This is a genomic window from Spirosoma endbachense, assembly GCF_010233585.1.
GTDB lineage: Bacteria > Bacteroidota > Bacteroidia > Cytophagales > Spirosomataceae > Spirosoma > Spirosoma endbachense.
In genome coordinates, this window is record NZ_CP045997.1 from 9482376 (window position 1) to 9495146 (window position 12771).

12 protein-coding genes are annotated in these 12771 nt (G+C 47.5%); 8 read left to right on the forward strand and 4 right to left on the reverse strand.

Going from position 1 to position 12771, the window contains the following annotated elements; all coding sequences use genetic code 11:
* The 3 genes from GJR95_RS38130 to GJR95_RS38140 all read left to right on the forward strand — a co-directional run bounded on the left by GJR95_RS38130 (position 1) and on the right by GJR95_RS38140 (position 2838).
* A complete protein-coding gene (locus GJR95_RS38130) occupies positions 1 to 405 on the forward strand; it encodes a hypothetical protein (RefSeq protein ID WP_162390855.1) in 405 nt (134 codons plus the stop codon).
* Between the two features lie 837 nt (positions 406 to 1242).
* Positions 1243 to 2052 carry a sensor histidine kinase gene (locus GJR95_RS38135; RefSeq protein WP_162390856.1) on the forward strand — a complete coding sequence of 270 codons (810 nt, stop codon included), beginning with the start codon at positions 1243 to 1245 and terminating at the stop codon, positions 2050 to 2052.
* A 126-nt stretch (positions 2053 to 2178) separates the two neighbouring features.
* Entirely contained in the window at positions 2179 to 2838 is a 660-nt protein-coding gene (locus GJR95_RS38140) for a response regulator transcription factor (protein ID WP_162390857.1), read from the forward strand.
* Between the two features lie 71 nt (positions 2839 to 2909).
* On the opposite strand, the gene GJR95_RS38145 is transcribed toward GJR95_RS38140, so the two are convergent.
* Positions 2910 to 3698 carry an SDR family oxidoreductase gene (locus GJR95_RS38145; protein WP_162390858.1) on the reverse strand — a complete coding sequence of 263 codons (789 nt, stop codon included), beginning with the start codon at positions 3696 to 3698 and terminating at the stop codon, positions 2910 to 2912.
* 90 nt (positions 3699 to 3788) lie between these two features.
* On the opposite strand from GJR95_RS38145, the gene GJR95_RS38150 reads away from it, so the two are divergent.
* The 5 genes from GJR95_RS38150 to GJR95_RS38170 all read left to right on the forward strand — a co-directional run bounded on the left by GJR95_RS38150 (position 3789) and on the right by GJR95_RS38170 (position 8164).
* Positions 3789 to 4586 carry a DUF547 domain-containing protein gene (locus GJR95_RS38150; protein ID WP_162390859.1) on the forward strand — a complete coding sequence of 266 codons (798 nt, stop codon included), beginning with the start codon at positions 3789 to 3791 and terminating at the stop codon, positions 4584 to 4586.
* 111 nt (positions 4587 to 4697) lie between these two features.
* Positions 4698 to 6161 (forward strand): DASH family cryptochrome, encoded by a 1464-nt coding sequence (locus tag GJR95_RS38155; protein WP_162390860.1) that lies wholly within the window; start codon positions 4698 to 4700, stop codon positions 6159 to 6161.
* 76 nt (positions 6162 to 6237) lie between these two features.
* Positions 6238 to 6819, forward strand: a complete 582-nt coding sequence (locus GJR95_RS38160) for a LemA family protein (RefSeq protein ID WP_162390861.1) — start codon at positions 6238 to 6240, stop codon at positions 6817 to 6819.
* 78 nt (positions 6820 to 6897) lie between these two features.
* Entirely contained in the window at positions 6898 to 7335 is a 438-nt protein-coding gene (locus GJR95_RS38165; RefSeq protein WP_162390862.1) for a TPM domain-containing protein, read from the forward strand.
* Between the two features lie 94 nt (positions 7336 to 7429).
* The gene (locus GJR95_RS38170) at positions 7430 to 8164 is read left to right on the forward strand and encodes a TPM domain-containing protein (protein WP_174260289.1); all 735 of its coding nucleotides are present in this window, start codon (positions 7430 to 7432) and stop codon (positions 8162 to 8164) included.
* 64 nt (positions 8165 to 8228) lie between these two features.
* Here GJR95_RS38170 and GJR95_RS38175 read toward each other — a convergent pair whose 3' ends face one another.
* Genes GJR95_RS38175 through GJR95_RS38185 form a run of 3 tightly spaced genes read right to left on the reverse strand, consistent with a single transcriptional unit; the run spans position 8229 to position 12705 of the window.
* A complete protein-coding gene (locus tag GJR95_RS38175) occupies positions 8229 to 8771 on the reverse strand; it encodes an NADH-quinone oxidoreductase subunit J family protein (RefSeq protein WP_162392015.1) in 543 nt (180 codons plus the stop codon).
* Positions 8772 to 8793: 22 nt separating this feature from the next.
* Complete coding sequence (locus GJR95_RS38180; protein ID WP_162390864.1) at positions 8794 to 10257, reverse strand: 4Fe-4S dicluster domain-containing protein; 1464 nt, start codon at positions 10255 to 10257, stop codon at positions 8794 to 8796.
* Between the two features lie 39 nt (positions 10258 to 10296).
* A complete protein-coding gene (locus GJR95_RS38185; RefSeq protein ID WP_162390865.1) occupies positions 10297 to 12705 on the reverse strand; it encodes an alpha-ketoacid dehydrogenase subunit alpha/beta in 2409 nt (802 codons plus the stop codon).
* Positions 12706 to 12771 lie beyond the last annotated feature (66 nt).

A 12771-nucleotide genomic window follows, 5' to 3' on the forward strand; every position in this document is an offset into this window, starting at 1 on the left:
ATGGCTGCTATTTTTACTGAAAACGCCGGCCGTTTTCTCACTCCCTACGAAACTAAATCGATGACAACGGCTTACCGTGATCGTAAACTGGCTGTCGGTTTAACTACAGACGATTATGTTCGCTCAGAATATTTCGGTATCAATCAGATAAAACAACTCTTAAACCACCCCGATTGCGTTGGAATTCGTGTTCATCATGCCAAACGTTGGGAAGATATCGATGGAAAACCAACTGAGGAAGGAGTTGGTCAGCTTAAACCTCGTGTATTATTAACTGCCGTTGATGCCAGAGGAAAGGACATTACCATTCAAAACAGTACTATTGGTTTGAAAGACGGCCCAGAAGATGGCGATACCTTAGGAGACGGCCTGCCCTGCCCGAGACACTGCGCTGATACTAATTAAATTAGTCAAAATGATGCTGGAAAGGCTACTGCTACTATTTGGGAAATATCCTTTGGATTTTATCTCAGATCTTAGCAGTATTCTACCCATCATTATAGGTATAATTAACTATAAATTTTTAAGTAATACTTTAAGAATTATCCTATTATTTTTCGGTATGTATCTTATTGGAGATACGTATATGATATGGCTCGGCCTGGTTAAGAAAAATAATCTTTTTATCTTGAATATCTATCCTATTGGAGGAATATTACTTTTAACAAATGCCTATATTTCTACCTTTAAAACGCCATCAGCCAAGCGATTAATTATTGGACTATCTATACTTTTTTCTATTATTTGTTTAGCTTACTTTAAATTACTGGAAATATCAGCAGTTGAACTATTCGCGTACAGGGCTTATATAATCATCCTGATATTAATGTATTTTAACAAAACTTTAGCCGATATGCGAATAAAGAACATACTGATTCACAGCTTATTCTGGGTGAGTTCTGGTATAATTATTTACGCTACAGGCACTTTTTTCATCTCCATTTTTAGCGAAATTATTTTTAATCCTACTCTAATTGATGATCGAACATTTGATACATATTGGAACCTTAACAATGTATTATTTATTTTGCTCGTCGCTCTTTCATCGATCGGTATCTGGTTCAGTAAATATGAACGTGAAAACTTATTATAAATAAACGTCCGACAGGTAATTATATTCATTATAAATAAATCCTCCTTTTTTTTACCATTCGCTCAATGTTAACCATAATTTTTTGAAATCTTTCGCAAATTAGACAACTTTACTTTATTTGGCTACGGCCATAATTAGACACAACATCGATGAACTCTGGTTTTGTTATTGCCGTTGGTACAGCCGTGCTGTTGATGATGGCAGTGTTCATCATCATCTTCGTGGCCTATTACCAGCAAAAACAGGCAAAGCAGCAACTGGCCCTTAAAGAATTGCAGGAGCAGCACCGGCGAGAACTAATGACCGCAACCTTTCGGGGGCAGGAGGAAGAACGCAGGCGACTTGCCGAAGACCTGCACGATGGCATTGGCACCATGCTTTCCGTAACGAAAATGAGCCTGAATCAGTTAGAGCGACAGTTAGATGAAGATAATATTCGAATTAATCTTCATGTCCAGAAAACCCGCTCGATGATCGACGAAACAATGACGAATGTCCGTCGGATCAGCCGCGATCTGGTGCCAACAACGCTCGAACGCTTCGGCTTGTTACCAGCACTCGAAGAATTAGCCGACCGCGCCAATGATAGTGAATTACAAGTGCAGTTGGATTGCCCCGAAAATATGGGTCAGCTTTCGCCATCCATTGATTTAATGCTGTACCGAATTGCCCAGGAACTGGTTAACAATGCAATACGTCACGCCCGAGCCCGCCATATAACCATTCAGTTACAGTGCATTACCGATGCAGTCCGGTTATCGGTCATGGATGATGGTGTAGGATTTGACTTTGACGCCGTTACAGAAAGTAAACAGGGAGGACTTGGATTACGTAATATTGAAAGTCGGTTGAGCGTAGTAGATGGTCACGTAACCTTCGATGTAGCCCCTGGACGAGGCTCTCATATTCATGTACAAATCCATTTACAAACCCCTCAGCCAGTGGCTTTGTTAGGTTAATTTGCTTGTCTGTTCAGTTGTTCGTTTGTTTGCTTAATTTTTTACTATTCGGTTGTTTGCCTTGCACCCGAATAACACGACCAACAGATCAACAAAGTACTGAACAGAACCTTACCTCCCACTCTCATGCGAAAAATCAAACTGGCACTCTGCGACGACCACACCCTATTTAGAGTCGGTATGGCCACCATTCTGGGGCAGATTCATGATTTTGAGTTGCTGCTTGAAGCAAGCAACGGACAGGAGCTTATCGAACGAATTCCCCGCAAAACGCCGGATGTTGTACTGCTCGATCTGCAAATGCCAGTCATGGACGGAACCGCCACGGCCGACTATCTGCGTGAGAATTATCCACTGATCAAAATCGTTGTATTGACCATGCATGACGAAGACCGAATGGTACTTCATTTGCTAGAAAAAGGCGTTAGTGGTTATTTGCTCAAAGATGCCGAAGCGGGCGAGGTTGAAAAAGCCATTCGGAAGGTAATGGATGAAGGTGTTTACCTGAACGAGTTCGTCTCCAAAGCAATGCTTCGCAAGATGACCAACAAAACGACGGTCACAAAGCCAGCGAATTCGTTTTACAACAGCAAAATCCTGCTTTCTGAACGGGAGAAGGAAGTCTTGATGCTGATTTGCGAAGGGCTTTCGACCAATGAGATAAGCGAAAAAATATTTCTCAGCCCACGTACTGTTGAAGGACACCGTTTACGCATTCTCGAAAAAACCGGCACTAAAAATACCGCTGGAATGGTCGCCTATGCATTTAAGAATAGTCTGGTTTAAGTTGTAGCGTCGTAAAGTTGGCAATCATAATAGTCACGACTACAATTCAATTTTACGACGTTATAATTTACTCATAAGCTTCCCGTCTTGCCACCATCTACCGGAACATTGATCCCGTTAATCGATGCCGCTGCTGGTGTACAAAGAAATGCCACTGCAGCCGCAACCTCTTCGGCCGTAGCAAAACGTCCCGTCGGAATTTCGCTTTCCATTTGAGCGGATACCTCCTCTTCTGTTTTCCCGGATGCCCCTGAGCGCATCGATAACACAGCATCCAGACGAGCTGTACGCGTATAACCAGGCAGTACATTATTAACCGTAATGCCAAAGCGAGCGATTTCCAGCGACAGCGTTTTAGCCCATTGCGCAACCGCTCCCCGAATGGTATTCGATACCCCGAGGCCCACAATGGGTTGTTTAACGGAGGTAGAAATAATATTCACAATTCGTCCATAACCGGCTCGTTTCATGGCCGGTACGATAGCCTGAACCAGAGCCTGATTATTGAGCAGGTGGTTATGAAACGTCTGTACAAACTCTTCAGGTTTGGCATCAATCAGCGGACCACCCGCCGGACCACCTGTATTATTAATGAGAATATGAAGATCCGGAAACTGGGCCAGGTGCTGCGTAATAGCTGTTGTTACAACCCCTGGCAAGCTGAAATCGGCAACCAGGTAACGATGGACTTGCCCTTTAGCCGTGTCTAAATCGGCCAACGTGGCTTTGAGCGCATCTTCGTTTCGGGCCATAAGAACAATGTTTGCTCCCAGTAAGGCCAATTCTATGGCCGAAGCGCGGCCAATGCCCTGTGTGCTACCGCCTACGAGGGCAGTTTTTCCAGTTAAATCAAGGTTCATTGCGTTTGATTAGTTAAGTCTGCCTGCCAGTATGAGGTTAAACCTTTTACGACTTACTTGCGTATGTATCCGTAAACAAACTAAAAATTCATGACACGTTGCACCTTAAAAGGAATGACTATTGGCCTACTCGGTCTTACCCTGGCTGGGTTGGCAGCGTTTACTCCTCCTATCAATATAGCCACTGGTTCTGTGCTGCTAACGAGCGCCCCAGTTGATCATGGTAGTTATGACCGGCTTTTAAAAAAATACGTCAACGAAAAAGGGCTTGTCAATTATAAAGGCTTTAAGGCGGATGAGAAAGAGCTGAAAAAGTACCTTGATGTAATCAGTAACAACCCTCCGACCGACAAGTGGAGTAAAAATGACCAAATGGCTTACTGGATAAACGCCTACAATGCGTATACGATTCAGCTGATCCTGAACCACTACCCGGTCTCAAGTATTAAAGATATCGGTTCCAGGATCAAGATCCCCTTCGTAACGACACCCTGGGCCAGTAAATTTTTTAAAATTGGTGGCGAGGAGATGAGCCTCGATAACATCGAACATGGCACGCTGCGTAAGAAATTCAACGAACCACGTATTCATTTCGCGCTGGTGTGTGCGGCCCGGTCGTGCCCTCGTCTGCGTAATGAAGCTTATGAGGGCGATAAGCTCATTGCCCAACTCGATGATCAGGGCAGCGATTTTCTGAATAATCCGGCTAAAAATGCCATTACTCCCCAAAAGGCCAGCCTGTCGAAATACTTCGATTGGTATAAAGGAGACTGGAAAGAAAACAACAAATCAATTGAGTACTGGGTAAATCAGTATTCAAAAACGAAAATCAATAAAGACACTCCGATTTCATTTCTGGATTACAACTGGGCGCTGAACGAACAGTAGTCATTTAATAGGCCTATAGCAGGCAATATGGCTAGTTTATGGAGCAGGAGCGGAACTGTATTTTTCCGATATTGTTACTGCTTACTATAACCCTGCCTATTGTAAACTGATATGGCCAAACGTATTTTATACTGGTTCCGTAACGATCTCCGCCTGCACGATAACGAAGGATTCGCCCGTGCTCTCGAAACGGCCGACGAAGTGCTGCCCGTATTTGTGTTCGAACCTCGCTGGTTTGAGGAATTGCCCGAGCTTGGTTTTCGAAAAACCGGCATCTTTCGTGCTCAGTTTATGCTTGAAGCCGTAGCCGATCTACGCAGGTCGCTACAGGACAAAGGCGCTGACCTGATCATTCGGGTCGGTCATTCCGCAAAAATTCTGGCACAACTGGCCGAAGACAGCGAGGCCGAAGCCGTTTACGCCAGCAAGGAGGTCACTGAAGACGAGACGGATACTGAATCGGATCTTAGCAAACGGCTCAAACCGCTTAATATAGACCTTGATTTATTTTGGGTATCAACGCTTTACCATGTTCGTGATCTGCCATTCTGGGTTTCACGTCTACCTACAACCTTCACCCAATTTCGCCACGAAGTAGAGGCCCACTCCGACGTAAGGAAACCAATAGCTACTCCGCAAACCGTTCGCTTTGTTCCCGATATTCCTTCGGAAGAGTTACCATCACTAGCCGCATTTGGCTTTTCTGCCAAACTGATTGATGAGTCGAATCAAACGGCGAACACGAAAGGAACCCTCTTTAAAGGAGGTGAAACAGCGGGGCTGGAACGACTCCAACGCTACGTCTGGGAAGATGAGTTTATTAAGACCTACAAAGAAACCCGCAATGGTTTATCAGGCGAATCCTATTCATCCAGATTTTCGGCCTGGCTGTCGCTCGGCTGTCTATCCCCCAGGCTTATCTATCAGGAAATCAAGCGCTATGAAGCCGAACGGGTTAAAAACGATTCAACATACTGGCTCATTTTTGAGCTAATATGGCGTGATTACTTTCGCTTTGTTGCGCTCCGCTACGGAACCCGGCTCTTTAAGCCAAGCGGTATTCAGCAAAATTTAACCAAAACATGGCTTCGCGATCCTGATCTGTTCAGGCGCTGGGTTGACGGGAAAACCGGCATTCCGTTTATTGATGCCAACATGCGCGAGTTGAACACTACAGGATTCATGTCTAACCGAGGGCGGCAAAACGTCAGTAGTTTTCTAGCCAATGACTTGGGTGTCGTTTGGACGTGGGGGGCGTCTTATTTCGAAAGTTTACTTATTGATTACGACCCCTGTAGCAATTGGGGGAATTGGAATTATATTGCTGGCGTTGGCAATGATCCTCGTGAAAACCGTCATTTCAACATCTATAGTCAAGCCATGCACTATGATGAACAGGGCGATTACGTCAAACACTGGATACCCGAACTAGCGGCAGTCCCGGCAGACACGATCCACACGGTTTATAACTTATCATCAGTTGAGCAAGCGCAATATGGCGTTGTTCTGGGCAGTACTTACCCCCTACCAGTCATCAACCCAAACAAGTGGACAATAGAGGAAAAAAACCGTTGACGTAGTTTTAAGGTTACAATTTAACGAGTTTTGTTCAACTTTAACTCAGTAACAACTTTTCCCATCTTAACAGACCATGTCAAGAACATTAATTATTGTGGTGGTTATTGCCCTGATTTTGGGCATGTATGGTTGTAGTTCCTACAACGGCCTTGTTCAAAATGACACCAATGTACAGGAAAAATGGTCGCAGGTGCAGACGCAGTACCAGCGTCGGGCCGATCTGATACCAAACCTTGTTCGGACAGTTCAGGGAGCCGCAAACTTCGAAAAGAGTACACTAACGGCAGTTATTCAGGCACGGGCAAACGCAACCGGTATAAAACTCGATGCCAGCCAGTTGACGCCAGAAAATATCCAGAAATTCCAGGCCGCGCAGGATCAGCTTAGCGGTTCGTTATCGCGGCTGCTGGCAGTAGCAGAAAGCTACCCGAATCTGAAAGCCAACCAGAATTTCTCTGAGCTACAGGCACAGCTGGAAGGTACGGAAAACCGTATCGCTGTTTCGAGAAACGATTTCAACGGAGCCGTTAAGACCTATAATCAGTCCGTACGGTCCTTCCCGAATAATATCTTCGCCGGTATTTTCGGATTCCCCGTTAAAGGGTTCTTCGAAGCTTCGCAAGCAGCACAAAGCGCGCCAACGGTGCAGTTTTAATGAGCAGGAAGCATGATGGCGTGAGCATGGAAAAGCTTTACTCTGTGCTCATGCCAGCATGCTCCAGGCCCCATGCCCATGCAAACGAATCCATTTACTCCCGAGGATCAGCAACGTATTGTCAACGCCATCCGGGAAGCTGAAAAGGCAACATCGGGTGAAATCCGGGTACATGTTGAGCCGCACTGTGCTACCGCCGACCCCGTTCAGCGCGCTATTGCCGTATTTGCCCAATTGGGTATGCACCAGACTAAAGAACAAAACGGGGTCTTATTTTATCTGGCCCACGCTGACCGAAAGTTTGCGGTAGTAGGCGATAAAGGAATCAATGACAAAGTCCCTGCCGATTTCTGGGAAAGTACAAAAGACCTGATTCGCAGTCATTTTGCTATCGGGCATTATGTTGAAGGATTGAGCCGGGGAATTGAAAAAGCTGGACAACAGTTAAAGCAGTACTTTCCATATGACGGCGAAACCGATACCAACGAACTCGCCGATGAAATTTCGTTTGATTGACACATCCGTGAACATACCCACCCTTCAATACCGATCGATTCAGTTCATTGGCCTGGTAATCCTGCTGTTTTCCCTTGCCTTATCGGGTAATCTGATGGCGCAGGATACGGCAACTGATGCGGCTAACACGGCCATACCCAATAAACCGAATCCGCCACGTCTGGTTAATGACTTTGCTGGTATTTTGAGCAGTAACGAGCGGGCTCAGTTAGAGCAGAAACTGCGCACCTATAACGACTCAACATCGACTCAGATCACCATTGTCATTGTTAAAACAACAGAACCTTATCCAATTGGCGACTTTGCGTTTCAGGTAGGCCGTAAGTGGGGCGTTGGTCAGCAGGGCAAAAACAACGGTCTGGTGATTGCCTGGGCAACCCAAACCCGCAAAGTCTTTATTGCGCCCGGATATGGGCTTGAAGGCGCCATTCCCGATGCGATTGCCAAACGAATCATTACCAATACGATTGCCCCAGCCTTTAAACAGGAACAGTATTACCAGGGGTTAGATGCCGCAACAACCGAAATCATCAAGCGGGCGAGCGGTGAATATGACGCCGAACCGAAGCAGTCTGATGGGGATGGCTGGGGGGAATTTCTTATTTGGGGAGTTATCATCTTCGTGATTATCCTTGTTATTTCTCGTCGGAGTGGCGGAGGCAGTAACCGTAATCGCGGTGGCGGCTTTTTCCCACCGGTCTTTTTTCCGTCTTCAGGCTGGGGTAGTTCGGGTGGTGGATGGAGCAGCGGTGGTAGCGGAGGTGGTAGTGACTTCGGTGGCTTTGGTGGTGGTAGTTTTGGCGGTGGTGGTGCCGGAGGAGACTATTAGCGTATCCCGGTACTTAAAGTCAGGTAAACAGGTATAGCCAACTGATCTTACAAATCCAGTCGCTTTAATTGCCTTTTTTCCCAATCGGGGCAGCCAGATAAGTAGCGCCAACCAAGGCAGCCAGCAATAAAATTCCAACGATTTCAAAAGGGACAACATACTCCGTCATGAGTTGTTTGCCGATCGTGCCAATTGTTGTCTGCCAGCCTACAGGACGCGCCAGTAAGGTAAAATTAGCACGGGCTAATAAAGTGTAGAGAGCAACAAAGAGCAATCCGGCCGTCATGAGTGCTACTAACCAGGAGTATGCACCAGCCCGATTCAAGGCTGGAACGCGGTTTGATGACTGGCTGTTTGTTTCGGTTGGTGAGGCTGCTTTATGGGTTAGCATTACGCCAAAAATAACCAATACCAATACCCCTCCAACATAAATCATGATCTGTGCTACCGCCAGAAAATCAGCACTCGCTAACACGAAGATCCCAGCAACACCCAACAAGGTCAGCAATAGAAAAAAGGCGGCATAGAGAACATTACGGGTTAATAACACCGCTAATGCTCCGCCTAATATCAGCGCGGAAAATCCATAAAAAGCTATCTGAACCACTGATTTGTTGGAATTTTTCTGGTTAAGCTGATTTTCCATCGTCGTCCGACGGTGGGGTCGATGGTGGCGCTTTGGGCTTCATCGTTGGCCGAAAAACAGGTTTGGGTCTGGGCATTTCAGCAACCGGAGTCTCCTTACTATCAGCAGCTGGTGTCGTTTTTTCTCCTTCTTCTGGCTCCGTAGCTGGCGGGCTGGGTTTCGGCTTCATCGTCGGCCGAAAGACTGGTTTCGGCTTTTGAACGGCTGGCTCTGGCGTTGCGGGAGTTTCGTTAACCGGCTTATCGATAGCTGGTTGATTCTCGGGATCAATTGGAGCCTCTCCAGACTGAGTCGTTTTGGGCTTCATCGTCGGTCGAAAAACCGGACGGGCTTTAGCTTCAGCGATTGGTTCTTCGCTGGTCGGTTGAGGCTCAGAAGTGGTTGCCCGATCGTCCGTTACCGGCTTGGGCGGTTTCATTGTTGGCCGAAAGACCGGTTTAGGTTTGGGCGGCTCTCCTGACTCCACTAAATCTGATTTTTCAACCGAATCCGTAGTGGTGTCTTTAGCCGGTTTCATTGTCGGGCGGAATCCACCGGGAGCCGCCTTTGGCTTCGGTGCAGTTTCCATCGATTCCTGTGCAGTTGTAGATTCCTTGGCAGGTTCATCGCCTGTTTCTTCCGGAACACCAGTTGTAGGACCCGTTGGCCTTTTCGCGGGGCGGAATACAGGATGTTTCATTGACTCAAGCCCTCCCTGTGCAATGTGCTGCATTTCATCGGGTGTAGCATCGGTTAATGGATGCTCCATAGATGGCCCCGCTGAATTGGCAGGCTCGGGAGATGGTGAAGTAGCAGCCGGTTTGGCAGTTGGTCGAAATGCTGGTTTAGGTTTGTTGGCTGGTTGAGCGGTTGATGGTTGAGCCGCGGCTTTTGCCGCAGCCTGAGCGGCTTTCTGTTCTTCTTTTTCCCTCAGAAACAGTTCGTATAAATTCCGCTTCTCGTCCGCTTCTTCCGTTGTCAGATTGGCAAACTCATAGGTTAACTTCCCAAGCTCGAATTCACTATAATCAAACTTTTTGTCCATTGTCAGGCACTCGGTCGGGCAAACAACCGTGCAAAGGCCGCAATAGCAGCATTTGGCCATATCAATATCGAATGTGGCCGCATACAGCCGAATCGGTGACCCATCCGATGCCCGGCCAACTTCTTCCGTCGCTTTGATGGCGTCGATCGTTATGCAATCGACCGGACAGACTTTAGCACACTTGTCGCAGACAATACAATCATCGATCTCATTACGGAGTCTATAGCGGCCATTATCGGGAATTGGAAGCTGCTCGTGGGGGTACTGAAGCGTAACAAGACCATTTTGCTGGTCAAAATAAGTAGCATCTGCAATACCCTCGGCCGTCCGGCGATGCGTTGCATTACGTATGTGCCGGAACGTTAGACTCAAACCCTTGAGCGTTGTTCGGATACCAGATTTTATATCGTTGAAATAAGCCATTTTTAATGAGCGAAAGTCGGCATCATAGCCGATCACTCGCTAGATAGGCGGAAACCGGTCTGGTTCGCACTCACTCATAATTGCATAAGCCACGTCAATGATATCATCAACGTTCGGTTTTGAAAAATAATCGCCATCAGACCCATACGGTGGCCGGTGTGCTTTTGCCGAAATTGTTCTGGGCACAGAGTCCAGGTAACGGTAGGCGTTTTGCCCTTCCACGACCTGTTGCATCAAATAGGCCGATGCACCACCCGGCACATCTTCATCGGCAAATATAACCCGGTTGGTCTTCTTTATGGAGTCGAGAATGGAATGGTGAACATCAAATGGCAACAATGTTTGTACGTCGATCACCTCGATGCTTACCCCCATTTCGGCTAGCTGCCCGGCGGCCTCCATCACAATACGGCACATTGAACCGTAGGTAACCACAGTAACATCAGTACCACTTCGTAATACATCCGGTACACCCAGTGGCACACAGAACTCAGCCAGATTATCGGGGACTTTTTCTTTGAGCCGATAGCCATTCAGGCATTCGATCAGCAGCGCCGGATCGTCGCCTTTGATGAGGGTATTGTAAAAACCGGCGGCTTGCGTCATATTACGAGGCACCAGTACATGTATACCACGAAGGCTACCGAGCATGGCACCCAGTGGCGATCCGGAATGCCAGATTCCCTCCAGCCTATGCCCACGAGTCCGGATAATGAGCGGTGCCTTTTGGCCGCCCTTCGTTCGATAAAGCAACGTTGCCAGATCATCCGTGAGCGTTGCCAGCGCGTAGAAAATATAATCGAAGTACTGAATTTCGACGATAGGCCGTAATCCACGCATAGCAAGGCCAATACCCTGTCCAATGATGGTTGTTTCACGAATGCCCGTATCAGTAATCCGAGCTTCACCGAATTTTTCCTGTAAACCGGCGAATCCCTGATTGACGTCGCCGATCAGGCCAACATCTTCGCCAAGAGCCACTACGCGGGCATCCCGATCGAAAAGACTCTCAAAATACCGCTGCATCAGAATATAACCGTCCACCCCTATCGAATCGTCGGTATAATGAGCGGGTATGGGTTCTACCAGCATGGGCGACTCAGGCGAATGACTATATAAATAAGAGTTGTACCGGTCGGCATTCTCCTCATTTGTTCGCTCTATCCAGGCTTTCAGATGAGAACGGGAAGCACTTGTATCGTTTCGAAGCAACCGCTGTGCCTTTCGGATGGCGGCAACAGCATCCCGGCGGAGAGGATTAACGGTTTTGCGTAGCTCTTCCCGAATGGCCATCAATTCGGCCGACTTCGGATTATGACGCGCCACTTGCTGTAATAAAGCAATGGCCGAATCGAAATCCCCTTTCATCGACTGTTCGAAGGCATGCCAGGAATCGGTACGCGCTTTTTTAGCCGTCTGCCGGGCCTCTACTTCAATAGTCTCAAGCTCGTCGTGAGATGCATAGCCGTTTTTAAGAATCCACTGGCGGAACGTTCGATTACAGTCGTGCTCGGTTTCCCACGATAACCGTTCTTTCGATTTATAGCGTTCGTGTGATCCAGATGACGAATGGCCCTGAGGCTGAGTAAGTTCCTGTACGTGAACCAGTACCGGAACATGCTCTTCGCGGCAAATCCGGGCAGCCTGCTGATAGGTTTCCAGCAAGGCAACGTAATCCCAGCCTTTTACGGTAAAAATTTCGATGCCTTTTTCATCCTGACTTTCACGCTGAAAACCAGCTAACGCTTTTGAAATACTACCCTTGGTTGTCTGGTATTCGACTGGTACCGAAATGCCATAGCCATCATCCCAGACCGACATCAATAACGGCACTTGCAATACACCAGCCGCATTCATGGTTTCCCAGAACATTCCCTGCGACGTAGAAGCATCGCCGATCGTGGCAAATACGACCTCATCGCCGTTATGAGAAAAATTTGTCAGGTTATGCAGGGCATCGTTATTGCGGAAGAGTTTGGATGCATAAGCCAGACCAAGCGACCGTGGAATCTGGCCTGCCGTTGGGGCGATGTCGCAAACCGAATTAAACAGTTCCGTTTGATTACGCCACAACCCCTTTTCGTCGAGCCAGCGCGTAGCAAAATGGCCATTCATAGACCGTCCCGCCGTGCTGGGTTCTGCCTCGATATCGGTATGTGCATATAACTGGGCGAAAAACTCCGTCCAGCGAAGCTCACCCAGTGCGGCCACAAAGGTTTGGTCGCGATAATAACCCGATCGGAAATCACCCTGACGAAAAGCACTGGCGGCTGCAAGCTGCGCCAATTCCTTGCCATCGCCAAAGATTCCGAATTTCGCCCGGCCGCCCATAACATCGCGACGACCCAGTAAGCTTACCTGTCGGCTTTCGCAAGCCATTCGATAATCAGATAGGATTTTTTCGCGAGTCAGAATATCAGTCGAGCGGAGTTGTTCGTTTGCTATCACAGCAGAGCTACGGGTTGAAAGCGTCCAACATTTAGTTTTTTAGATGAAGTGGGTTACCAGGGTCGC

What these genes read in the sequence shown, in the direction of transcription:
- GJR95_RS38130 (WP_162390855.1), top strand. Translation starts at nt 1, where the DNA reads ATGGCTGCTATTTTTACTGAAAACGCCGGCCGTTTTCTCACTCCCTAC.
- GJR95_RS38135 (WP_162390856.1), top strand. Translation starts at nt 1,243, where the DNA reads ATGAACTCTGGTTTTGTTATTGCCGTTGGTACAGCCGTGCTGTTGATG.
- GJR95_RS38140 (WP_162390857.1), top strand. Translation starts at nt 2,179, where the DNA reads ATGCGAAAAATCAAACTGGCACTCTGCGACGACCACACCCTATTTAGA.
- GJR95_RS38145 (WP_162390858.1), bottom strand. Translation starts at nt 3,698, where the DNA reads ATGAACCTTGATTTAACTGGAAAAACTGCCCTCGTAGGCGGTAGCACA.
- GJR95_RS38150 (WP_162390859.1), top strand. Translation starts at nt 3,789, where the DNA reads ATGACACGTTGCACCTTAAAAGGAATGACTATTGGCCTACTCGGTCTT.
- GJR95_RS38155 (WP_162390860.1), top strand. Translation starts at nt 4,698, where the DNA reads ATGGCCAAACGTATTTTATACTGGTTCCGTAACGATCTCCGCCTGCAC.
- GJR95_RS38160 (WP_162390861.1), top strand. Translation starts at nt 6,238, where the DNA reads ATGTCAAGAACATTAATTATTGTGGTGGTTATTGCCCTGATTTTGGGC.
- GJR95_RS38165 (WP_162390862.1), top strand. Translation starts at nt 6,898, where the DNA reads ATGCAAACGAATCCATTTACTCCCGAGGATCAGCAACGTATTGTCAAC.
- GJR95_RS38170 (WP_174260289.1), top strand. Translation starts at nt 7,430, where the DNA reads ATGGCGCAGGATACGGCAACTGATGCGGCTAACACGGCCATACCCAAT.
- GJR95_RS38180 (WP_162390864.1), bottom strand. Translation starts at nt 10,257, where the DNA reads ATGGCTTATTTCAACGATATAAAATCTGGTATCCGAACAACGCTCAAG.